The sequence below is a fragment of the Streptomyces sp. NPDC047982 genome, from assembly GCF_043204165.1.
Taxonomy (GTDB): Bacteria; Actinomycetota; Actinomycetes; order Streptomycetales; family Streptomycetaceae; genus Streptomyces.
In genome coordinates this window covers 70,332-92,936 of the sequence record NZ_JBIDBS010000024.1, presented here as the reverse complement: position 1 = coordinate 92,936, position 22,605 = coordinate 70,332, and the positions used below count along the sequence as shown (strand labels likewise).

Genomic DNA, 22,605 nt, shown 5'->3' with positions numbered 1-22,605 from the left:
ACGTGCGAATACCGGCAGACGCGTCGGCGGACGTGCGAGTGCCGGCAGACGCGTCGGCGGACGTGACGGAGCCGGTGTCGGCGGTACAGGCCGGGGTGGCGGGCACTCGGGGCTCCTCGCGTATTCGGTTCGGTGGGTCCGGTGGGTTCGTTCGTCGTTCGGGGCGCGGTGGGAGCCGGTGGGCGGCCCGGGCGATGGATCCCGGAGGGTGGTACCGGGTCCCGCCGACGCCCGGAGCCGTGCTGTCATTGACCCGGTATCGGCTCGGATGCTAGACACCGACAAGCGATATACGCAACGAACGTTGCGCATGACGCAACGGCAGCCTCTACTGTGACGACCGCTTCGACCGAGGAGGCACCCTTGGCCCCCGACCGCCCCGTGGCCGGACTCGCCGACGAGCTGATCGACCACCGCTTCAAGGCACTCCCGCCCGACGCCGATGGCCTGACCGTCGGTGCCCTCGCAGCCGAACGGCGCGATCTCTTCACGGGCGGCTTCACCACCCCGGTGCTCGCCCTGTCCGCCGAGTCGGTCGAGCACAACCTCGCGCTGCTGGAGTCGTACGCGGAGCGCCACGGGATGGCCTTCGCCCCGCACGGCAAGACGTCCATGTCCCCGCAGCTCTTCGCCCGCCAACTGGAGCACGGCGCCTGGGGCATCACGGCGGCCGTGCCGCACCAGGCGCGGGTCTACCGGGCGTACGGGTTCCGGCGGATCTTCCTCGCCAACGAACTCGTCGACGCCGTGGCCCTGCGCTGGCTCGCCGGTGAGCTGGACCGTGACCCGGAGTTCCGTTTCATCTGCTACGTCGACTCGGTGCGCGGCGTGGAGCTGATGGACGAGGCGTTGCGGGCGGCGGGCGCCTCCCGCCCCGTGGACGTCGTCGTGGAGCTGGGCGCGGGCGAGGGCGCGCGCACCGGCGCACGCACCGAGGCGGACTGCGTGGCGGTCGCCGACGCGGTGGCCGCGACCGGGACGCTGCGGCTGGTGGGCGTAGCCGGGTACGAGGCCGAGGTGCCGGACGCGTCGGGCGAACGGGTCCGCGCGTGGCTGCGGCGGCTCGTCGCGCTGGCCGTCGCCTTCGACCGGGACGGCCGGTTCGCACCGCCCGGGAGGGCCGCGGGAGAAGCCGCGCCGACGGCGGCGGGCACGGCACCGGCGGCGGACATGGCAACGGCCCCGGCGGCCGACGAGGGCATCGTGATCAGCGCGGGCGGCAGTGCGTGGTTCGACGCGGTGGCGGACGTGTTCGCGGACATCCCGGAACTCTCCCGTCCGGTGTTGAAGCTGCTGCGCTCGGGAGCGTACGTCTCGCACGACGACGGCCACTACCGCCACCTCACCCCGTTCAACCGGGTCCCCGAGGAAGGGGCCCTGCGGCCCGCCTTCCGGCTCTGGGCGCAGGTCGTCTCCCGGCCCTCCCCCGAGCAGGCGTTCCTCAACGCGGGCAAGCGGGACGCGGCGTACGACCTCGACCTGCCGCAGGCCCAGGTCGTACGCTCCGGGCGCGACGGCACGATCCGGCCCGCGACGGGCATCACGGTCAGCGGGCTCTCCGACCAGCACACCTGGCTGCGCACCGAGCCCGGTGCCGGGCTGGAGGTCGGCGACTGGGTCGGCATGGGCCTGTCGCATCCGTGCACCGTCTTCGACAAGTGGCAGCTGATTCCGCTGGTCGAGGCGGACGGCACGGTCACCGACTACATCCGCACGTTCTTCTGATCCCCCGCCCGATCCCCGATCGTGCGGGGATCGGGCGACGGACAGCTCCACCGATCCGGCGGCAGAACCACCGCCCGGCGACAGGACCACAGAGAACACAGAGAGAACACAGAGAACCCCGGGCAAGCGATCCCCCGGGCCTGGTCATCCGCGCCGCGCACGTCATCGACGGCACCGGCACGCGGGCGCGCCCTGAGCCCGCCCGCCCCGGGCCCCGACGCGCGGCGTCGCCGTGGCCGCCCGGTCGGGGCGGGTGGCCACGGCGACGGAGGGATTCACCGATTCACGGCTTGGGCAGGGCGCATCCCGGCCGGCTGAGGTCGAACTTGTTGCCCGGGCCGATGCACGGCACGATGCCGTAGGTCTGCTGGGCGTAGTTGATTCCCTGGCGCACGGTCACGTTGCCGCTCTCGTCCACCTCGCACGGATTGTTGTCCGTGCAACGCTCGCCGTCCTCGTTGCCGGTGTTGTTGACCGCGACGACCTTGCCGGTGGCGTTGTCGATCACTGGGGAACCGGACGTGCCGCCGATCGTCTGACAGGCGGAGGTGTAGCGGACCGAGTCCTTCCAGGTCCACTGCCCTTCCTTGAGCCGGTGGACGAATCCGTCCACGTTGCAGGAGTACGTGCGCTTCCAGTAGCCGGAGACGACCGTGATCGCGGTGCCCTGGACGGGGTGCGCGGCGTTGAGCTCCAGCGCCTTGATGCCGTAGTTGTTCTCGATCTGCGCGTAGGTGCTGGTGAGTTGGTACACCGAGACGTCGGTGTCCGTCATCGTCCCGTACGCGATCTTGCTGGCCCGCAGCGTGGCGACGCCGCTGCCGGAGGCGTTCAGCAGCGTGAAGCCACGGCTGGACGACCGGTTGAACACCACCTGACCGGGAGCCGGGAAGCCCGTCTCCATGCAGTGCCCGTTGGAGAGCACCAGCGCGGGGTCGGAGGGCTGGGAGTCGGGCGTGCGGACGACGGAGCCGGAACAGTTGCTGAGCGCCACGGTCCCGGCGAAGTTGACCGCCTGGGGCGTGGCCTTCGCCTGGACCGCGTCGGCCGCGGCTGCGCCGACCGCCGCCTTGCCGGCCGTCGCCGTTTCCTGGCCGGTGGCCGCGACGGCGGGTGCGGTCCCCGAACCGAGGAGCAGAACGGCGAAGAGCGCACCGACGAGAGGCTTCTTCATGTGGGGGTCCCCTCCAGTGACGTGTGCAGGGCCCCGGCGGCCCTTGCGACCGAAGTTCCTTCGGCATTGACATGCACATGTTGACGCACGCAAGGGGCCCCCACAAGGGGCGGTTTCAAGCCGCCCGGCCCGTACCACCCGGCCTCGAGCACCCGGATCCGACGCTCCCGGCGCCACCGGTCGCCGGCATCAGACCTTGTCCCCCGGGTTCCGCTGTTCCCTGCCACGCGGTGGCGCAAGGGCCCGCGTCACGGCGAACCCGGCCACACCCGCACCCTCGTCCGAAGGTCTGCGAGAACGGCGAAACTCGAGGTCACAAGGGGGCTCGAAGAAATCCGCCCCCGGTTGAACCAGGCGCCCGGGCCCACCGTTCCAGGTGCTGAGCAAGGTAAATGCCGTGACCCGGGAGTCGACATGCGAAGGAACCCACACCGCCAGCAGACAGCAGCCGCTGTGGTACCCCGTTGACCGAGGCGATCCGCAGCCTCGACGGGCTCCAGTCGGAGTTCGGCCCTGCGGTACGCGCGTACCTCAATTCCCGGTGGCGGGACAGGCACCAGGCCGAGGACATGTTCCAGGAGACCTTCCTGCGGGCTTGGCGCTCGGGGGTCCCCGCAGCCGACGGTCCGTACACGCAGGCCCAGGTCCGGTCCTGGCTGTTCACCATCGCGCGCAGCGTGCTCGTCGACCACCACCGGGCCGAGAGCCGACGGCCCGCGCTGACCCGAGGTCACGACGAACTGGTCGCCCTCAGCGACGCGACGAGCCTGCCGACCCCGGAGACCGACCGGCTCGCGGACATCTGGCTCGTGCGCGCGGCGCTCGACCGGCTCACCCCACCCCATCGAGAGGTAGTAGTGGAGCTTTACTACCACGGACGCACCGTGGCAGAGACCGCCGAGCGCATCGGCATCCCGGAGGGGACCGTCAAGTCCCGTGCCTACTACGGCGCCCGTGCCCTGCGTGCCGCCCTCCAGGACCAGGGGCTGGTGCCATGAGCGCGTCCGACCCGGATGACCCGCAGCTCCGTTCGTCGTCCGAACACGCCCAGGTCAGCGGCTGGCTGGGGGCGTACGTACTGGGCGGGCTCAGCACCGGCGACCGGGCCCGCGTCGATGCCCACCTGCTGGCCTGCGACGAGTGCATCCGCGAGTGCGACGCGCTGCTCGACGTCCCCGACGCCCTGGCCACAGGCGCCCCACCGGCGCCTCCAGGCCGCGTCGAGACCATGCCGTCGCCGGCACGGCCGATGAGATGGCGGCTGGCCGTGGCCGGGTTCGCCCTGGCCGCCTGCGCAGCAGGGGTCGGCTTCGCTCTCGGCGCCGCCACGTCCGGTGACGCCGCGCCGCCGCAGGCCGCCGCCGTACGCGACATGCCCCTCGGCGGAGCCCCCGGCCAGGTCACCGGCAGCGCCGAGCTGGCTTCCCGGCCCTGGGGCACCGAGGTACGCCTCACTTTGCGCGACCTTCCACCGCGCGAGCGCGTGACGCTCGTGACCGAGAACCGCGACGGCCGCAAGGAAGTGGCGGCGGTCTGGGTCAGCCCCGACAACGGCAAGGTCAGCGTCACCGGCGCCACGGGCATCAGGGCGCAGGACATCGTCCGCATCAGCATTCTCGACTCCCGGCAAAAAGACCTGACACGGCTTCACGCCTAGTGCCACTCCCGGCGCTAGGGGCCCTTACGGCACTGACGCCGCGACGGGCATCAGGGGCCACGGCCCCGCTTCGTCTTCCCCTTCCGGTACGGCAGTTCGAACCCGGACCTGCCGACCCTCGCATCGCAGCACGACACCAACAGGAGCGACAGCATGACCAGCAAGCGCCTCGCGACCACGACGGCCGCCGCCTTCCTTCTCGTCGGCCTCGGCGCCCCCAGCGCGCTCGCGCTCACCGAGTCCACCGTGACCGGCGAACTCAAACTGATCGACACCCCGTACGGCAAGGCGCTCGCCGACTCGGACGGCAACGCCCTCTACGTCTGGGAGAAGGACTCCGCGGGCACCTCCGCCTGCGCCGACGAGAAGTGCGTGACCGCCTGGCCTGCCGCACTCGCGGACGACAAGCAGGAGGCGGACAGCGCTGTGACCGGCAAGCTCGGGCACATCGACTCCGTCCAGACCCCGACCAAGGGCAAGCAGCAGCTCACCATCAACGACCAGCCGCTGTACTACTTCTCCAAGGACGCCGCGGCCGGCGATGCCAGGGGGCACGGCCTCGCCCCGGGCGGTGCCGGGACCACCTGGTACCTCGTCGGCGCCGACGGCAAGCGTCTCGCCGTCAAGGCTTCCGCCGGTGGTACGGGCTCCGACGCCGGCAAGGACAAGGGGGCTGGTCAGACCGCCGACAAGCCCAAGGGTGGCGTCGACGCCGGTGCCGAGGGTGTCACGGACGACAACACCACCCTCATCGCCGTGGGCGGCGGTGTCGCCGCCCTCGGCGCCGCGGCCCTCGGCTACACCGTCATCAAGCGGCGCCGCGGCTCCGCCGCCTGATGACCGGCAGGCACGCGTGCCGCCGGGGCGTCGCGGGCTCGCGTCCGCGCCGCCCCGGCGGCGCCGTGACCGGGGTGGGCTCGCTCGCCCTCGGGGTCGGCATCGCCGTGTACGGCGGCCTGGGCTCCCCGGCCGACGACACGGGCGCGCACATCCCGGTGGCGGCCTCCCGGCAGGACACCTCCCCCTCGACGACCACGCCCGCTGCCGTGCCTCCCCTGGCCCGGTCCGAGCCGGTCCGGGTCCGCATGGCGGCCGCGGGCGTGGACACGGGGCCGCTGCTGCCTCTCGGCCTGCGCGGCGACGGGAGCGTACAGGTGCCCTCCGTCGCCCAGGCGGACCGCATGGGCTGGTACACCGGAGCGGTCACTCCGGGGGAACGTGGGCCGGCCGTGCTCATCGGCCACTTCGACACCGTCGAGGGCCCCGCAGTGCTGCACGACATCTCGCGTACCCGCCCCGGGGACACGATCCTGGTCGACCGGGCGGACGGCACGCGAGCCGAGTTCACCGTCCGGGAGCTGGAACAGGTCCCCAAGGACCGCTTTCCCACCGAGCGGGTCTACGGCGACACCCGCACAGCCGCCCTGCGCGTCGTCACCTGCGGCGGCTCCCTCGCCGACGGCCACAGGCCCGACAACATCATCGTCTACGCGGAGTTGACCCGAACCACATGACTGCCCAGCACACACGCCCGTCCCGCACCCACGCCGCCCGCTGCGCCCGCGCCGCCGCACTGGCCTCCGTCGCCCTGCTGGTCGGCGCGTGCTCGTCGCCCGACGGCTCCTCCGCGAAGGCCGCGCCGGGCGCTGCCTCCGCCTCCGCCTCGACCAGTACCCGCACGGGCCTGTTCGCGCAGACCGCGGACTCGTTGAACGTACCGCGCGGGGGCCGCCTGGCCGTTCCCGTGACCTTCGGCTGGAAGGGCGAGCGCCCGGCGGCGGGGGCCGAGCTGAGGATGACCGCGGAGAACGGATTCACCTGGGCTGCCGTCGCCAGCAGGGGCACGCGCGTCAACCCCTCGACGGTGAGCATCACCTACGACGACCTGCCCAAGTCCGGTAAGACCAAGGCTCGTCTGCAGGCACCCGACGACGCATGGGACGCCTCGAAGCCCGTGCTGCGCGTCGAGCTCGTCGAGAAGGGCGCGGCCGGCGGTTCCGCCTCGGGCGACAGCGTCGGAGCCACCAGGGCCGTGGAAGGTGAGGCCGACGTGGACCTGTTCATGTTCCCGCCGCCCCGTGCCTCGAAGCCGGATGGCGATGGAGTGGTCACCTACGACTTCGACTACGGCAATCAGGGCTCGCAGCCCGCCAAGGGGACGATCCGACTGGAGCCCTTCCCGGGATACTCGCTGCACGGGCGGCCCAAGGAGTGCGCCATGCCCGCCAAGGACGGAACCGTCACCTGCGCTCTCGGGGACATCCCGGCACGGGCCACCTTCACTTTCAAGCTCAAGGTCCCCAAGGAAGCCACCGGCATTCCGGAGGCCGTGCGATACAGCATCCAGCCGGCCGGCTCGACCGATGCCAATCCTCAGAACAACGACGGCACACGGTTCGTCGAGATCAATCGCTGACGCGGTGACGACGTGGGGCGGACCGGCTCCCCGGCCCGGTCCGCCCCACGCATCGCGTCACTCTCCGCTCGCGTGGCGCATCTCACCCGTCCGCGTCGTCACGCCCCCGTTCCGGCCCATTCCAAGCCCCGCCGCCGTCCCGACCGGCGTTCCCACGGCCGGGGGGTGGTGCACGCATGGTTATGGAAGCCGGGTCGCGCGGCCGGGCTACCCGAGTGGGGCAACCGGAGCACGATGTCCCGGCAGGCCGCGAAACGCGGTCGTAAGCTCCCTGACATGCAGGTCATCCAGTCCACGAAGCTCGCCAACGTGTGTTACGAAATCCGCGGCCCCGTGCTCGAAGAGGCGATGCGGCTGGAAACAGCCGGTCACCGCATCCTCAAGCTGAACACCGGCAACCCTGCCGCGTTCGGCTTCGAGTGCCCGCCCGAGATCCTCGAAGACATACTGCGCAACCTCTCCGGGGCGCACGGCTACGGCGACGCGAAGGGGCTGCTGTCCGCGCGCCGGGCGGTGATGCAGCACTACCAGACCAAGGGGATCGATCTCGACGTCGAGGACATCTACCTGGGCAACGGCGTCTCCGAGCTGATCCAGATGTCGATGCAGGCGCTGCTCGACGACGGCGACGAGGTCCTCGTACCGGCGCCGGACTATCCGCTGTGGACCGCCTCGGTGTCGTTGGCCGGCGGTACGGCCGTGCACTACCGGTGCGACGAGCAGGCCGACTGGATGCCCGACCTCGCCGACATCGAGCGGAAGATCACCGACCGCACCAAGGCCATCGTGGTCATCAACCCGAACAATCCGACGGGCGCGGTCTACGACGACGAGGTGCTGCGCGGGCTGACGGAGATCGCCCGGCGCCACCATCTGGTCGTCTGCTCCGACGAGATCTACGACCGGATCCTGTACGACGGAGCGACCCACACCCCGACCGCGACGATCGCGCCCGACCTGATGGTGCTCACCTTCAACGGGCTCTCCAAGAACTACCGGGTGGCCGGATACCGGTCCGGCTGGCTGGCGGTCTGCGGTCCGAAGGCGCACGCCGCCTCGTACATCGAGGGGCTGACGATCCTCGCCAACATGCGGCTCTGCGCCAATATGCCGTCGCAGCACGCCGTGGCCACCGCGCTCGGCGGGCGGCAGTCGATCGACGATCTGGTGCTGCCGGGCGGGCGGATCCTGGAGCAGCGGGATGTCGCGTACGACCTGCTGACGCAGATTCCGGGCGTGACCTGTGTGAAGCCGAAGGGGGCGCTGTATCTCTTTCCGCGGCTCGACCCGAAGGTCTACAAGGTCAAGGACGACCGGCAGATGGTCCTCGATCTGCTGCGGGCCGAGAAGATCATGGTCGTGCACGGCACCGGGTTCAACTGGCCGGAGCCCGATCACTTCCGCATCGTGACGCTGCCCGCGGTCGAGGACCTGACGGACGCGGTGACCAGGATCGCGCACTTCCTGGACGGATACGGCCAGCCTTAGACCGGCCGGAGGACAGGGGCGGCGGGACGCCACCCGCGGATCGATTGCAGACAACTTTAGACTGGATCTAACATAGGATGGTTCCACAGCAACACCAGGAGGCCATCCATGTACGAACCGATCCGCGCCAAATCGGTCCACACACCGGCCGACCGCGCCGACGACTTTCCGCACCGCTCCCGCGAGGAGGAGCTGGACATTCAGCTCGCCGGACACCTGGCCGCGCTGCTCACGGTCACCGACGAGCTGGGGCTGGGCGCGGCGGGCGACCGCGTCGCCGAACAGGTCGCCCGGCTGCGCGGCGCCATGCCGACCCGGCACACCGGCCGGAGCGACGCGCCCGCGCTCGCGCTCCATCGCCGCGCACACGCCCTCGCGGGCCGGGCGCTGGTGGTGGCGGCATCCCGCGCCGACACGGTCGCCGCGATCCTCGCGGCCGAGCGCATGGACGCCCACGCGGCGGCGATGACCACCGCCACGAAGCCCACGGCGAGCTCGCCCTCGACGACCCCATCCACCGCGACCGCCGCGAGCGCCGCCCCGGGACGACTGGTCTGCGCCCTCTGACGACCCCGGCCCGCGGGCCGCCGAGGCACGCGGACCGGGCGTCATCCACCCCTCACCGAAATACCCCTTTCGCCGCTTTTCTTGAACGTCCTGGTGAATGGCCGCGGACGCACGGATGTCGCGCGTGTCATGGTTGTGACGCGCTCTCCGCATCAGGCAACCCTCCCCGTGCACCCGACGGTCTGGACGGTGTCACGCCCGTCCGGAGCGTGGGAGCAACTGCGGAGAGGTCGACATGAGTGACGTAGCGGTCACCGTGATCATCCCGGTCTACAACGCCGCCGATTTCCTGGACGCATGCCTGGAGTCGATCGCGCGGCAGAGCCTGGGTTTCGAGCGCGTCGAGGTCGTGGCCGTGAACGACGGTTCCACGGACGACAGCGGTGCGGTACTGGACGGGTGGGCCCGGCGCCACCCCAACATCAGGGTCGTGCACCAGAGCAATTCCGGGGCACCCGGGGGGCCGCGCAACCGGGGCGTGGACATGGCGAGGGGCGAGTTCCTGTTCTTCGCCGATCCGGACGACCACCTGGGACCGGACGCGCTGCGGCGGATGGTGGAGATCGCCGAGCGCAACGACTCGGACGTGGTGCTGGGCCGGATACGCGGTGTCGGCCGCGGCGCCCCGACCGAGCCGTTCGCCGCGACGGTCGAGCGGGGGGACGTGTGGTCGACCAGGGCGATGTTCAGCCTGACCCCGCACAAGCTCTTCAGGCGTTCGCTCGTGGTCGAACACGCTCTGCGCTTCGCCGAAGGGGTGCGGCTGGCGGAGGAACAGCCGTTCATCGTCCCGGCGTATCTGCGGGCCCGAGCGATCTCGGTGGTCGCCGACTACGACTGCTACTACCTCGTCGACCGCGAGGGGTTCGCGCATCTGACGAAGCAGCAGCCGCCGGCCGCCTCGTTCTACTCGGCGGTGCGCGCGGCCCTGCGCTCGATCGTGGGCCTGACCGAGCCCGGCGAGCGGCGCAACGAACTGCTCGTACGGTTCGCCAAGGTGGAACTGATGGCGAAGTTCGGTCCGAACTACCACCGTTGGCACTCCGCCGAGCGCCAGGAGTCGTACGCCCGCATCGCGGGCGAGGTGCTGCGCGAGTTCATTCCGCCGGAGGTCATGACCGGCTTCTCGCCGCTCGTCCGGCTGCGCGCCCGACTGCTGCGCGAGGGCGGGCGGACCGACGAACTGATCTCCCTCTCCCGCCACGACAGCCTCGCCTGGGCCGAACTCGAACCCGGCCCCGGCGCCCTGGAGTGGCTCGACGGCGGACGGCGGACTGCCCTGCTGGTGCGCAGTTCGCACTATCGCGGAACCGGTGTGCGGCGGGTGCGGCACGGCGTCCTGCTGCGCCACGCCGACGGCTACGAGGTGCTGGTCCCGGCCGGGAGGGCCACGGCCACCGACGCGCCGCTGACCGCCCGCGTCGTCCTGGACCTGCACGGCCTCCACCGGTACGCGCACCGCCCTGGCCGGTGGGATCTCCTGCTGCGCGTGACGGCGGGCGACGGCCGCAACAGCCACGACGTGCCACTGGTGGTCCCGGCACCCGGCGAGGGCGGGAAGCACCGGCCCCTCCCGGGCCGGGCACGCGCCGTGCGGCTGTACGCGCGCGGGGTCCGCCCGATGGCGGCGCGGCTGGGCCGGCGGCCGGACGGACGTGTGGTGCTGGTCGCCGTGGACTTTCGCGCGGTCGCGCGAAAGGTCCGCCGGCGGCTGCGCCGACGCTGATCCATGTGCGGTCCGTATCCGGCGGGGGGGGGGGGGGGGGGGGGGGGGGCGCGCCCCCCCCCCCCCCCCCCCCGCCGCGGCGGGCCCCCCCCCCCCGGGGGGCCGCGGGCCCCCCCCGCGGGGGCGGCCCCCCCCCCGGGCCCCGCGCCGCCGCGCCCCCTCCCGGGGGGGGGGGCGGCGGGGGGCGGCGCCGCCGCCCCCCCCCCCCCCCCCCCCCCCCGCCGTACGCGCAGTACGGTCCGGTCGCGACACGGCGTCGACCGGGGTCGGTCCGGCCCGCGTCAGTTGCGCACGCGAACCGTCGCCGACGCCGTCGAGGCGGTGTGCAGGTCGTCGCCCGCGTACCCGACCTCGTACGTCACCTCTCCGGCGGTCCGGGGCAGGTCGTTGATCGTGAAGGTTCCGTCGGGGGCGACGGGTGCGGACGTGAGCGTGCCGGTGCCCTTCCGGTCGGTGCGCTGCACGGTGAGGGCGATGCCGGTGGGGAGCGCGCGCCCCTGGCCGGTGAGCCTGCCGGTGATCGTCAGGCCCTCGCTCTTGACCGCCTCCGCGGGGGCCGTGAGCGTGATGGCGGTCGGGGCCTTGGCGACCGTGACGGAAAGGGTGATGTCCTCGGCCGGACGGTGGGTGACGTCGCCGGTGAAGGAGACCGTGTAGGTCGCGTCGCCCACGAGTGACGGGACGTCGAGAACGGTGAACGAGCCGTCGGCCTCGGCCTCGACGGTGGCGAGCCGGCGGTCGCCGTTCGCGTCGTGCCGTACGGCCGAGACCCTGACCGGCTCGGCGGGCGCGGGCCCGTCCAGCTCCAACCGGCCCCGGATGCCGAGGGGTTCACCGACGACGGGCTGCCCCGGGGTGGTGGAGAGGGTGCCGGTGAAGCGGGAGTCGTACTGGGCGGCGGGCGGCTGGATGACATGCAGCCAGTACTCGTTGCCGGACACGTTGGTGGTGACGGCGAAAAGCCGTGCGCCGTCCTTCGACCAGCCGAGCCCGCGCGGCGCGATCCGGTCCCCGTCGAGCGCCCCCTCGAAGGCGAACTCCAGCGGGGCGGTGCCGTCCGCCGGGTCGGCGGGCTGCACCAGCAGGTCGGGCGTGGATCCGGTCGCGGCGGCGCCCCGCGCGACGTACTTCCCGTCACCGCCGAAGGCGACCGCGGACGACGTGGCCCCTTCGGGCAGCGGCTGGTACGCGGTGGGCGCGTCGGACAGGTCGGCGGCGTCCAGGAGCCGGGTGCCCTGGCGGTGGGCGGCGTCGGCGACGGCGATGCGACGGCCGTCGGCGGACTGGGCGATGTCCTTCACGTCGAGCGCGCCCCGGCCCTCGGCGTCCGCGAACCGGCGTTCCGGGCCGCGTACGAGCGTGTCGCCGCTCGCGTCGAACGTGGTGAGGAACGGGTTCGGCTCCCCGGCATGGGCGGTCTGGGCCATGACCAGGCGGTCGGGTGCCTCGGGGCCGCTCGCCAGCCGCAGCCTGCCCGTGGCGTTCCACCCGGTGTCGACGTACTGGGTGCCCGTCGTGCCGTGCAGCCAGGTCCGGTTCGTGTCGCAGCCGGTGTAGTACGGCGTCTCGGTGTGCCATTCCTTGCCGCCCGCGAACCCGAGATCGCGCGGGCAGCCCACGTCGGTCCAGGTGAACGTGAAGCCGGTGCGCTGCTGCGTCACGGTGTCGAACACAAGGATTCCCGAGGACTGCGAGACGTAGAGCCTGCTGCTGTCCGTGCTCAGGGCCATGCCGGACGGCGCGCTGCCGGTGGGCAGCGAACCCACCTTCTGGCCCTGGAAGTTGTAGACGTGGACCTGGTTGGCCGTACGGTCCCGTCGGTCGTCCGTGATGTACACCCGCTCGTTCACCGAGTCGACGACCATGGCCGAGTACGAGGAGATCGGCAGCTTGGCCACGGTGTCACCGGCGACCGGGCCGTCGGCCGCGCGGGCGGCGGTGGGCGGGGTGAGGGCGCTGAGCCCCGCGGTGGTGAGTGTCAGCACGGCCAGCGTCGCCGCGATGCGTCCATGGTGCCGGATCTTGTTCAACCGAGTCCCCCACAAGCCCGTTCGGCCTCCGGCCGACATGACCGGAGGCGAGGTAAAGGAACATCGAAGCGTTGTGGAGGTCCTGTGCGCAAGTAAGTGGCGTGGTACGGATGTTCCGCACGAAAACGGGCGCCGGAAGGGCAGCCCCCACCCGCCCGCACACTGACGCACCCGCCCGTACGCCGCCGCGCGCCCGTACTCAGCCGTGGGCACGGGCCCGTACACCCGTTACCCCCGTACGCCGTTGTACGGGGGTGACGGGCGGGCAAGGGCGGTCCCCGGAACCGTGAGGGGGTTCCGGGGACCGATCCGCGGCGGGCCGTCGACCCCACAGGTCAGGGCGGATGTTCGAAGACCCGGCCACGGGGCGTGCGGGGGCGCGCCCGGGCGGGGCGCACCCCGTGTGGTGTCAGCCCAGGCGCTGGACCAGGGCGCGGTACTCGTCCCACAGCCCCTTCGGGGCATGGTCGCCGAAGGTGTTGAGGTGCTCGGGGATCAGGGCCGCCTCCTCGCGCCAGACGTCCTTGTCGACCGTGAGCAGGAAGTCCAGGTCGGCGTCGGAGAGATCCAGGCCCTCGGTGTCCAGGGCGTCCTTGGTGGGCAGGATGCCGATCGGCGTCTCGACGCCCTCGGCCCTGCCCTCCAGGCGCTCGACGATCCACTTCAGGACGCGGCTGTTCTCGCCGAAGCCGGGCCACACGAACTTGCCCGCGTCGTTCTTGCGGAACCAGTTCACGTAGTAGATCTTCGGGAGCTTCGACTGGTCCGGCTTGTCCGCGCCGACCTTCAGCCAGTGGGCCATGTAGTCGCCCATGTTGTAGCCGCAGAACGGCAGCATGGCGAACGGGTCGCGGCGCAGCTCGCCGACCTTGCCCTCGGCGGCGGCGGTCTTCTCGGAGGCCACGTTGGCGCCGAGGAAGACGCCGTGCTGCCAGGTGAAGGACTCGGTGACCAGCGGCACGGCCGAGGCGCGGCGTCCACCGAAGAGGATGGCGGAGATCGGCACGCCCTTCGGGTCCTCCCACTCGGGCGCGATGATCGGGCACTGGCCGGCCGGGACGGTGAAGCGGGCGTTGGGGTGGGCGGCCGGGGTGTCGGACGCGGGCGTCCAGTCGTTGCCCCGCCAGTCGGTGAGGTGGGCTGGAGCGGTCTCCGTCATGCCCTCCCACCAGACGTCGCCGTCGTCGGTGAGCGCGACGTTGGTGAAGACGGAGTTGCCCCACATGGTCTTCATGGCGTTGGCGTTGGTGTGCTCGCCGGTGCCGGGCGCGACGCCGAAGAAGCCCGCCTCGGGGTTGATGGCGTAGAGGCGGCCGTCCTCGCCGAAGCGCATCCAGGCGATGTCGTCACCGATGGTCTCGACGGTCCAGCCGGGAACGGTCGGCTCCAGCATGGCGAGGTTGGTCTTGCCGCAGGCGGACGGGAACGCGGCGGCGACGTATTTCGCCTCGCCCTGCGGCGGGGTGAGCTTGAGGATCAGCATGTGCTCGGCGAGCCAGCCCTCGTCACGCGCCATGACGGAGGCGATGCGCAGCGCGTAGCACTTCTTGCCGAGCAGGGCGTTGCCGCCGTAGCCGGAGCCGTACGACCAGATCTCGCGGTCCTCGGGGAAGTGCGAGATGTACTTGGTGGTGTTGCACGGCCAGGGGACGTCCTCCTGGCCCTCCTCCAGGGGCGCGCCCACGCTGTGGACGGCCTTGACGAAGAAGCCGTCGGTGCCCAGTTCGTCGAGGACGGCCTGCCCCATGCGCGTCATGGTGCGCATGGAGACGGCGACGTACGCGGAGTCGGTGATCTCGACACCGATCGCGGAGAGCGGGGAGCCGACGGGGCCCATGCAGAAGGGCACGACGTACATCGTGCGTCCGCGCATGGAGCCGCGGAAGACACCGTTCTCACCCGTGAAGATCTCCCGCATCTCGGCGGGGGCCTTCCAGTGGTTCGTGGGACCGGCGTCCTCCTCCTTCTCGGAGCAGATGAACGTACGGTCCTCGACACGGGCGACGTCGCTGGGGTCGGAGGCGGCGTAGTACGAGTTCGGGCGCTTGGTCTCGTCGAGCTTCTTGAACGTCCCCTTGGCCACGAGTTCCCCGCACAGGCGCTCGTACTCGGCCTCGGAGCCGTCGCACCAGACGACCCGGTCCGGCTCGGTGAGGGCAGCGGTCTCGTTCACCCAGGCGATGAGGGCCTGGTGGTTGGTGGGGGCAGTGGAGGGAGCCGCGATGTCGCGCGCCACGATCGCTCCTTGTCGAGGGTGTTTGCTGTTCGGCCCCGTGGGGGCTGCGACCCGGACGCTTCGTCCCCTGCGAATCCGTTGGCGCTCATCCGGTGTCGACCGCACTCATTTGATCATCCGACCCTTGCGCCCATATGTCCAGAGGGCCGCACACGTGAGCATGGCCACTTCTGTCCAGTACCTACGGTCCCGTAGGTACGATGCGGGAATGACTGCCGCCACAGCCGCGCCCGAGCCGGCCGGCCCGGACACAGCCGCTCCCGACACCGTTTCGACTGTCCCGACCGCACCGACCGTCCCGCTGAAGCCACGGCTGCGCGGCTGGCTGCACGCCGGGATGTTCCCCGCCGTGATCGTCGCGGGGATCGCGCTGATCGCGCTGACCGACAGCGCCCGGGGCCGCATGGCCTGTGCCGTGTACGCCCTGACCGCGTGCCTGCTGTTCGGGGTGAGCGCGCTCTACCACCGCGGCACCTGGGGCCCGCGCGGCGAGGCGGTGCTCCGCCGCCTCGACCACGCCAACATCTTCCTGATCATCGCGGGCACCTACACCCCGCTGACCCTGCTCCTGCTGCCCGAGTCGACCGCGCGGCCGCTGCTGTGGGCGGTGTGGGCGGCGGCGGCGGCGGGCATCGCCTTCCGGGTGTTCTGGGTCGGCGCCCCGCGCTGGCTCTACACGCCGTGCTACATAGCCATGGGCTGGGCCTCGGTGTTCTTCCTGCCGGACTTCCTGCGCACCGGCGGGATCGCGGTGCTGGTACTGATCGTCGTCGGCGGGCTGCTCTACAGCGCCGGCGGCGTCATCTACGGCATCAAGCGGCCGAACCCGTCCCCACGCTGGTTCGGCTTCCACGAGGTCTTCCACTCGCTGACCCTGGCGGCCTTCATCGTGCACTACGTCGGCATCTCGCTGGTGGCCTACAACCACGCCTGAGCCGCCTCCGCGCCCCGCGCCTCGCCGTCCTCCCCGTCCTCCCGTCCTCGCCGTCTTCCCCGCCTCCCCGTCCCCCGTTCTCGCGCGCCGACGCCTTCCGTTTCGCGCAGTCTCCGCCCAGTGGCCGTGGCTCCCGAGCCGCGGCCACTGGGCGTCCATGGCCCGGAAGGCGTCGATGACCCACAATGACGCCCATGGCCGTCACCTCCCGTACCCCTTCCGTGTCCGTTTCGGGGGCGCCACCCTCCGCATCCGGAGTTCCGCCCTCCGTGCCCGGGGTTCCGTTTCCGTCGCAGATGGGGCTGCGCGAGCGGAAGAAGCTCAAGACCCGGATGGCGATCCGCCGGGCGGCGTACCGGCTGATCGCCGAGCAGGGGTACGAGGCGACGACGATCGAGCAGATCGCGGAGGCGGCCGAGGTGTCGCCGAGCACGGTGTGCCGCTACTTCGCGGCCAAGGAGGACATCGTCCTCACCGACGCGTACGACCCGGTCCTGGAGGCCGGGTTGCGCGACCGGCCGGCCGGTGAGCCGCCGCTGGAGTCCCTGCGGATCGTCATGACCGAGACGCTGCCGGCGTTCCTCGTGAGCGACGAGGAGGAGGTGCGCCAGCGCACACGGCTGGTGGTGGAGGTCCCCGCCGTACGGGCACGGATGACGGAGACGATGTCGGACACGGCGAGGACGCTGGCCCGGGTGCTGGCCGACCGCAGCGGGCGCGGTGCCGACGACCTGGCGGTCCGGGTCTTCGTGGCGGCGGTGCTGGGCGTGCTGCGCGAGGTGACCCTGTACTGGGGCGAGCACGGCCAGGAGGACGACCTGACGGTCCTCATCGGGCGGGGGCTGGACGCGCTCGAGGGCGGCCTGTCGCTGTAGCCGGGGCCTGACGCCGCGCCGGGCGCGCGTCCGGGGTTCGGGCCTGCGTCCGCGTTCCGGGCGCACGGTCCCAGGGCTCGTGCCTGCGTCCGGGTTCGGGCCTGCGCCCAGGGTTCCGGACCGGCGTCCTGGGCTTCCGAGCCTGCGTCCGGGGCCTCCGGCCAGCGTCCAGGGTTCCGAGGCAGCGCCCAGGATTCCGGGCCAGCGCCCAGCGCTCCGAGGCAGCGCCTAGGGTTCCGGGCCAGCGTCCAAGGCTCCGAGGCAGCGCCCAGCGCTCCGAACCGGCGTCCAGCGCTCCGAGCCGACGCCCAGCGCTCCGAACCGGCGTCCAAGGCTCCGAGCCGACGCCCAGCGCTCCGAGCTGACGCCCGGCCGGTGGCGCCCGGCCGGTGGCGGCCCGCCACTCCCTCCTCGGCACGGGTGGCGGCGCCCGCCACTCGCCCCTCAGGGCGGGCGGCGAGTGCGCCGCGAACGGGTCAGGACGGGCGGCTGCTCTCCCCGGACGGGCCGGATCCCAGGCGCCGGGCCAGTTCCTGCGGATCCGTCGTCGGAACGTCGCACACGAAGTGCCGGCACACGTACGCCGTCGGCGCGCCGCCCACCATCGGCCGGTCGGCCAGCAGCGGGAACTCCGCCGCGCCGGCCCCGCCCGGCTCCCCGGCCGCCACCACCGCGCCGGGGGCCCGTCCCAGCAGTGCCGTACGGTGCAGTTCGCCCCCGACCGGGCCGACGACCGCCACCTCGCGCGGCCCGTCGAGCAGCGCCTCGGCGACGGCGAGCCCCCAGCCGATGAACCGGGGCACGCGCGGGCCGAGCGTCGTCACCACACCCAACGCCCCCTCGGCGGCAGCGCGATGGGCCTCCGAGCCGGTGTGGGCGGCGTACGAGAGGAGCGCGCCGGCCGCCGCCGTCCAGCCCGCCGGGGCCGCGTTGTCGGTGGGATCCTGTGGGCGGCGGATCAGTTGCTCGGCGTCGTCCGCCGTGTCGTACAACTGCCCGCCCTCGCCGGTGAAGTGCTGGAGCACGAGGTCGAGCAGGAAACCGGCGAACTCCAGCCAGACGCCCTCGCCGGTGACCGAGGCCAGGGCGAGGAAGCCCTCCGCCACGTCTCCGTAGTCCTCCAGGACCCCGGCGTACCCGCCGACCCGGCCGTCCTTGGAGGTACGAGCTAGCCGGGCGGTGTCCCCCATGTGGACCCGGACCAGCAGATCCGCCGCCTCGGTGGCCCGTTCGACCAGGTCCGGCCGGTCGAAGCAGGCCCCCGTCTCGGCGAGCGCGGCGATCGCCAGGCCGTTCCAGGCCGCGACCACCTTGTCGTCCCGCCCGGGGCAGGGGCGCTCCTCACGGGCGGCCAGCAGCCGGGCCCGTACGTCGGCGATCCGGTCCCCGTCCGCGTCGGGCTCCGCATCGGCCACCCGGAGGACCGAGGCTCCCTCCTCGAAAGTGCCCTCCTCCGTCACGTCGAAGTACGCGGCGGCGAAGGCCGCGTCCGGCTCCCCGAGGACCTCGCGCAGTTGCTCGGGCGTCCACACGTAGTACGCGCCCTCGACGTGACGGCCGGCCCCGTCCGCGTTCTCGACGCTGTCGGCGTCGAGCGCGGAGGCGAAACCGCCCTCGGCGGTGCGCAGCTCGCGCACCATGAAGTCGGCGGTCTCCAGGGCGACCCGGCGGGCCTCCTCCGATCCCGTCGCCCGCCACAGGTGCGTGTACACCCGGCAGAGCAGCGCGTTGTCGTACAGCATCTTCTCGAAGTGCGGGACCAGGGGGCCACCGGGGCGCTGACGCAGGACGTACCGGTGGAAGCCGCCCCCGACCTGGTCGAACAGACTCGACCGGGCCATCGCCCGGCACAGCCCCTCGGCCATGTCGAGGGCCCCCTGGGACTCGGTCCGGGCGTGGTGCCGGAGCAGGAACTCCACGACCATGCCCGGCGGGAACTTCGTGTCTCCGCCGAACCACCCGGACGCCGGGTCGTAGGCGCGGGTGAGTTCGAGCAGCGCCCGGGCGAGCTCCGCCTCGCCGGGCGGTCCGGCCTGTGCGAGGTCCAACTGCCGCCCCGCCAAATCCCGCGCGATCCTCCCCGCCACCTCGACCACCTCGTCGGGCCGCTCGGCCCAGGCCGCCCGCACGCCCTCCAGCACCTGCTTGAACGACGGCATGCCGTGCCGCGGCTCGGGCGGGAAGTACGTGCCGAAGTAGAACGGCCGGCCCTCGGAGGTCATGAACACCGACATCGGCCAACCGCCCTGACCGGTCGCCGCCTGAAGCGCCTCCATGTAGACGGCGTCGACGTCGGGGCGCTCCTCCCGGTCCACCTTCACGGACACGAAGTGCGCGTTCATGAAGGCCGCCGTCTCCTCGTCCTCGAAGCTCTCGTGGGCGAGGACATGGCACCAGTGGCAGGAGCTGTACCCGACGCTCAGGAACACCGGCACACCGCGCCGACGCGCTTCCTCGAAGGCGGCGGGCTCCCACGGCCACCAGTCGACGGGGTTGTCCGCGTGCTGGAGGAGGTACGGGGACGTGGCGTGCGCGAGTCGGTTGGCCATGCCTCCATCCTCGCGTACGCGACGGAACGACGCGCCCACGCCACAGGGCGGCTCAGCCGATCCACCGCCCACCGCCCGGCAACCAGCACCCGCCACCCGCGGTCGGCCGTCCACCGGCCGCCGACCGGATCAGCCGGCCCACCGTCCGGAGAGGAAGGTGACGGCGACAACGGTCATCAGGGGCGCGACGATGGCGAGATAGGCGGTCTTGACGAGGGGCCGCCGCAGGCTCCACGCGGCGAGGCCGACCCACAGGGGCCACCACAGGAGGCTCGCGCGGGGGATGGACGTGTACCAGTAGGAGGTCCCCAGGGCCCACAGGCTCAGTCCGATGTACGCGGCCTCCGGCCAGCGCCTGCGCCACAGCAGCAGGCCGCACAGGACGACCCCGACCACCATGGTGAGCAGCTCGGCCTGACTCATCAGGGCGTACCCGGTGGCCTGGGAGTGGCCGAAGGCTGCGTGCCAGGTGTTCGCCCAGGCTTCCCAGGGGGCGTGGAAGTCGCGGTACCAGCCGCGCTCCTCGGCGTGCTTCCAGGCCATCCAGTCGCCGGTGTGCGCGTGCAGGTACCAGCTGTACAGGAGCGGCGGGAGGGCCGGCAGGAACAGCCAGGGGAGGCGGCGCCAGTGGGCGGCGGTGCGGGCGGTGACCAGGAAGTGGACGGCAAGGGCCGCGGCGAGGAAGAGGCCGCTGACCCGGACGGTGGTCGCCAGGGCCGTCAGCGCGGCCGCGAGCGGCCAGTTGAGGCGCTGGGCGGCCAGCCAGGCGGGCAGGGCCAGGGCCAGGAAGAGCGCCTCGGTGTAACCCGCGGCCAGGAAGACCGCGCACGGGGAGAGCAGGAAGAACAGGGCCGCCCGGGGCCCGGCCTCGTCCTGCGGCAGGTACAGCCGGGCGATCCGGGCGAGGGCCAGTACGGCGACGCCCCCGGCGACGAAGGAGATCAGGGCACCGGCCGCGGGCCAGCTCGGTACGACCAGGTGGACGGCCCGCAGCAGGAGGGGAAAGCCGGGGAAGAACGCCTCCCTGTTGTCCCACTCGGACATCCAGGGCCCCTTCCCGTCCGGGAAGTAACCCTCCTGGGCTATCTCCAGGTAGTGCCACCAGTCCCACCGCTGCCACGACGAGAAGAACGGACCGGCGTGACGGCTCTGGCCGTCCTCGGCGAACAGCCAGCGCGTGCAGTACGCGACGGTCCAGATGCCCACCCGGGTCAGCAGGTACAGCCACAGCACCTCGCGGTCGGCGGGCGTGAGCCGCCGCAGCAGCCGGCCGAGGACGTTCTCATCCGATGCCCCGGCGGTGACCAACGCGTTCGGTGCGGTCCCGGGCCGGGCGGGCCCGTGCTCGTGCTGCCGGCTGGGAGGGGGAAGGGTCACTGCGAGGTCTCCGGGGTCGGGGTGGGGCGGGCCGGACGAGCCGGACGGTTCGGGGCTTCGGACGGGCAGGTCGGGCCGGACGGGCGCCGCCGGCGAACGGACCGGCGGCGGAGGGAGCCCGGCACCCCGGGTCCGGACGACATCGCCCTGAAGAAAACATGTGACGGTTGCCATACCGGCCGGTGCCATGCGGCACGGAGCCACGAGGGCACCGGAGATGCGCCGTCGCGGAGACACGTAAGGCCGGGGCACGGGGACGGCCTGGTTCACCCGGCGCGCGCGACGGCGGGCCACAGGAGCGCAGTGGTACCTCACGGCCGCAGGCGGCGCGAAGCCGCGGGACGGGGTCATGGGGCACCAGAGCACGGCCGAACGGGCGCGACGCCGTCCCATGAGGCCCGGGCGCGGCTCCCGGCATGCCGCCGTGGCCGCCACGCCCGGGAGGTCATGGGCGTGACGGGCACAGCGGGGCACGACGGCACGCCGAAGACGTGAGGCACGGCGGACGGCACCGCGTACCCGCGCCCGGGCCACCCGCTTTTGTGCCCGCGCTGCTTCGGCTTGCGCCGCCTGCCCCGCTTCCGCTACTGCCGCTGCTTCCGCTTCGCGGTCCCCGCTCCCGCGGCGGCGTCCGCCGCCACCGCCGGATCCGGGGCCTCCTCGAAGTCGACCCGGCCCATGTGCCGGTTCATGGACTTCATCAGCATCCACACGCCGACGGCGAGCGCCGCGAAGACGAGGAAGCCGAGGACGCCGGGGGTCACCTTGTCCTTGTCGAACGAGTCGGCGAGCGTAACGAGGTCGGTCAGTGCCTGAGTCGCGTACATATCAGGCATTGTCGCGGATGCCCGCGAAGAGGTCGCTCTCGGGGATGGAGGTATCGACGAGAGACTTCGCCAGCTCGTACTCCTCGGTCGGCCAGACCTCCTTCTGGACGTCCATCGGGACGCGGAACCAGCCGCCGTCGGGGTCGATCTGCGTCGCGTGCGCGATCAGCGCCTTGTCACGGACCTCGAAGAAGTCCGCGCACGGGACGTGCGTGGTGAGGGTGCGCTCCTCGCGCTCGAACTCCTTCCAGCGCTGGAGCCACTCGCCGTACGGGGACTCCAGGCCCCGGGCCAGCAGGGCCTCGTGGAGGGCCACCGTGCGCGGCCGGTTGAAGCCCTGGTTGTAGTAGAGCTTCTGCGGCTGCCAGGCCGGCCCGAACTCCGACTCCGGGAAGGTCTCGGGGTCCGTCGCTCCCTCGAACGCGATCATCGTGATCTTGTGGGTCATGATGTGGTCGGGGTGCGGGTACCCGCCGTTCTCGTCGTACGTCGTGATGACGTGCGGCCGGAAAGCGCGGATGCTGCGGACGAGCCGGCCTGCGGCCTTCTCCTCGTCCTCCAGCGCGAAGCAGCCCTCGGGCAGCGGCGGCAACGGGTCGCCCTCGGGCAGCCCCGAGTCGACGAACCCGAGCCATTCCTGCCTGACGCCCAGGATCTCCCGGGCCTCGTCCATTTCCTTCCTGCGCACCTCGTGGATGTGTTCCTCGATGTACGGGTCCCCCTGGAGCTTCGGGTTGAGGATGGAGCCGCGCTCGCCTCCCGTGCAGGTCACGACCAGCACGTCCACCCCCTCGGACACATACTTGGCCATCGTTGCCGCGCCCTTGCTCGATTCGTCGTCGGGGTGGGCGTGAACGGCCATCAAACGCAGCTGCTCAGTCAATCTGGATCCTCAGTGATCGGTCGCGATCCGGTCGCGATTACGCGGTGTCGTCGGCGTCGACGCGGTGTCGTCAACGTCGACGTGGTGTGTCGTCCCCGCAGGACGTGGGCGCGGGGTGCTGGTCGGGCGGCGGTCCGGGGC

The 22,605-nt window shown here is 72.1% G+C and carries 18 protein-coding genes; 11 read left to right on the top strand and 7 right to left on the bottom strand.

Annotated elements, in window-relative coordinates:
- The first annotated feature begins 363 nt into the window (after positions 1-363).
- Positions 364-1,725: an alanine racemase gene (locus ACGF2V_RS26305; protein WP_362709583.1), complete on the top strand. Its 1,362-nt coding sequence runs from the start codon at positions 364-366 to the stop codon at positions 1,723-1,725.
- A 283-nt stretch (positions 1,726-2,008) separates the two neighbouring features.
- Here the strand turns inward: ACGF2V_RS26305 and ACGF2V_RS26300 are convergent, their stop codons facing one another.
- Positions 2,009-2,899, bottom strand: coding sequence for a serine protease (locus tag ACGF2V_RS26300; RefSeq protein ID WP_362628442.1), 891 nt, complete (start codon positions 2,897-2,899; stop codon positions 2,009-2,011).
- A gap of 464 nt (positions 2,900-3,363) precedes the next feature.
- Between ACGF2V_RS26300 and ACGF2V_RS26295 the strand changes: the two genes are divergently transcribed.
- The 8 genes from ACGF2V_RS26295 to ACGF2V_RS26260 all read left to right on the top strand — a co-directional run bounded on the left by ACGF2V_RS26295 (position 3,364) and on the right by ACGF2V_RS26260 (position 10,753).
- Positions 3,364-3,897, top strand: a complete 534-nt coding sequence (locus tag ACGF2V_RS26295) for a sigma-70 family RNA polymerase sigma factor (protein ID WP_362628440.1) — start codon at positions 3,364-3,366, stop codon at positions 3,895-3,897.
- On the top strand, positions 3,894-4,556 hold the full coding sequence (locus ACGF2V_RS26290; RefSeq protein WP_362628437.1) for a zf-HC2 domain-containing protein: 663 nt from the start codon (positions 3,894-3,896) through the stop codon (positions 4,554-4,556). Before ACGF2V_RS26295 ends, ACGF2V_RS26290 begins: the two co-directional genes overlap by 4 nt.
- Positions 4,557-4,709: 153 nt before the next feature.
- Positions 4,710-5,393 carry a hypothetical protein gene (locus tag ACGF2V_RS26285; protein ID WP_362628434.1) on the top strand — a complete coding sequence of 228 codons (684 nt, stop codon included), beginning with the start codon at positions 4,710-4,712 and terminating at the stop codon, positions 5,391-5,393.
- Entirely contained in the window at positions 5,393-6,070 is a 678-nt protein-coding gene (locus ACGF2V_RS26280) for a class F sortase (protein WP_362628431.1), read from the top strand. Before ACGF2V_RS26285 ends, ACGF2V_RS26280 begins: the two co-directional genes overlap by 1 nt.
- A complete protein-coding gene (locus ACGF2V_RS26275) occupies positions 6,067-6,972 on the top strand; it encodes a hypothetical protein (protein ID WP_362628429.1) in 906 nt (301 codons plus the stop codon). The genes ACGF2V_RS26280 and ACGF2V_RS26275 overlap by 4 nt, the downstream gene beginning before the upstream one ends.
- A gap of 276 nt (positions 6,973-7,248) precedes the next feature.
- The gene (locus tag ACGF2V_RS26270; RefSeq protein ID WP_362628427.1) at positions 7,249-8,460 is read left to right on the top strand and encodes a pyridoxal phosphate-dependent aminotransferase; all 1,212 of its coding nucleotides are present in this window, start codon (positions 7,249-7,251) and stop codon (positions 8,458-8,460) included.
- 108 nt (positions 8,461-8,568) lie between these two features.
- Positions 8,569-9,027 (top strand): hypothetical protein, encoded by a 459-nt coding sequence (locus ACGF2V_RS26265; RefSeq protein WP_362709581.1) that lies wholly within the window; start codon positions 8,569-8,571, stop codon positions 9,025-9,027.
- Between the two features lie 235 nt (positions 9,028-9,262).
- Positions 9,263-10,753, top strand: coding sequence for a glycosyltransferase (locus ACGF2V_RS26260; RefSeq protein ID WP_362709579.1), 1,491 nt, complete (start codon positions 9,263-9,265; stop codon positions 10,751-10,753).
- Between the two features lie 281 nt (positions 10,754-11,034).
- Here ACGF2V_RS26260 and ACGF2V_RS26255 read toward each other — a convergent pair whose 3' ends face one another.
- Together ACGF2V_RS26255 and ACGF2V_RS26250 are read right to left on the bottom strand one after the other, a co-directional pair.
- Positions 11,035-12,783 carry an Ig-like domain repeat protein gene (locus ACGF2V_RS26255; RefSeq protein WP_362709576.1) on the bottom strand — a complete coding sequence of 583 codons (1,749 nt, stop codon included), beginning with the start codon at positions 12,781-12,783 and terminating at the stop codon, positions 11,035-11,037.
- 409 nt (positions 12,784-13,192) lie between these two features.
- Complete coding sequence (locus tag ACGF2V_RS26250) at positions 13,193-15,019, bottom strand: phosphoenolpyruvate carboxykinase (GTP) (protein WP_362709574.1); 1,827 nt, start codon at positions 15,017-15,019, stop codon at positions 13,193-13,195.
- A 208-nt stretch (positions 15,020-15,227) separates the two neighbouring features.
- On the opposite strand from ACGF2V_RS26250, the gene ACGF2V_RS26245 reads away from it, so the two are divergent.
- Together ACGF2V_RS26245 and ACGF2V_RS26240 are read left to right on the top strand one after the other, a co-directional pair.
- Positions 15,228-15,953 carry a hemolysin III family protein gene (locus tag ACGF2V_RS26245; protein WP_362709570.1) on the top strand — a complete coding sequence of 242 codons (726 nt, stop codon included), beginning with the start codon at positions 15,228-15,230 and terminating at the stop codon, positions 15,951-15,953.
- A 296-nt stretch (positions 15,954-16,249) separates the two neighbouring features.
- Entirely contained in the window at positions 16,250-16,828 is a 579-nt protein-coding gene (locus ACGF2V_RS26240; RefSeq protein ID WP_362621067.1) for a TetR family transcriptional regulator, read from the top strand.
- 476 nt (positions 16,829-17,304) lie between these two features.
- Here the strand turns inward: ACGF2V_RS26240 and ACGF2V_RS26235 are convergent, their stop codons facing one another.
- From ACGF2V_RS26235 to mca, 4 genes are all read right to left on the bottom strand, one after another.
- A complete protein-coding gene (locus ACGF2V_RS26235; protein WP_362709567.1) occupies positions 17,305-19,377 on the bottom strand; it encodes a thioredoxin domain-containing protein in 2,073 nt (690 codons plus the stop codon).
- A 129-nt stretch (positions 19,378-19,506) separates the two neighbouring features.
- The gene (locus ACGF2V_RS26230; RefSeq protein WP_389044541.1) at positions 19,507-20,754 is read right to left on the bottom strand and encodes a mannosyltransferase family protein; all 1,248 of its coding nucleotides are present in this window, start codon (positions 20,752-20,754) and stop codon (positions 19,507-19,509) included.
- 584 nt (positions 20,755-21,338) lie between these two features.
- Positions 21,339-21,581: a hypothetical protein gene (locus ACGF2V_RS26225; RefSeq protein WP_362709564.1), complete on the bottom strand. Its 243-nt coding sequence runs from the start codon at positions 21,579-21,581 to the stop codon at positions 21,339-21,341.
- Position 21,582: 1 nt separating this feature from the next.
- Complete coding sequence (gene mca, locus ACGF2V_RS26220) at positions 21,583-22,464, bottom strand: mycothiol conjugate amidase Mca (RefSeq protein ID WP_362621034.1); 882 nt, start codon at positions 22,462-22,464, stop codon at positions 21,583-21,585.
- Positions 22,465-22,605: the final 141 nt, after the last annotated feature.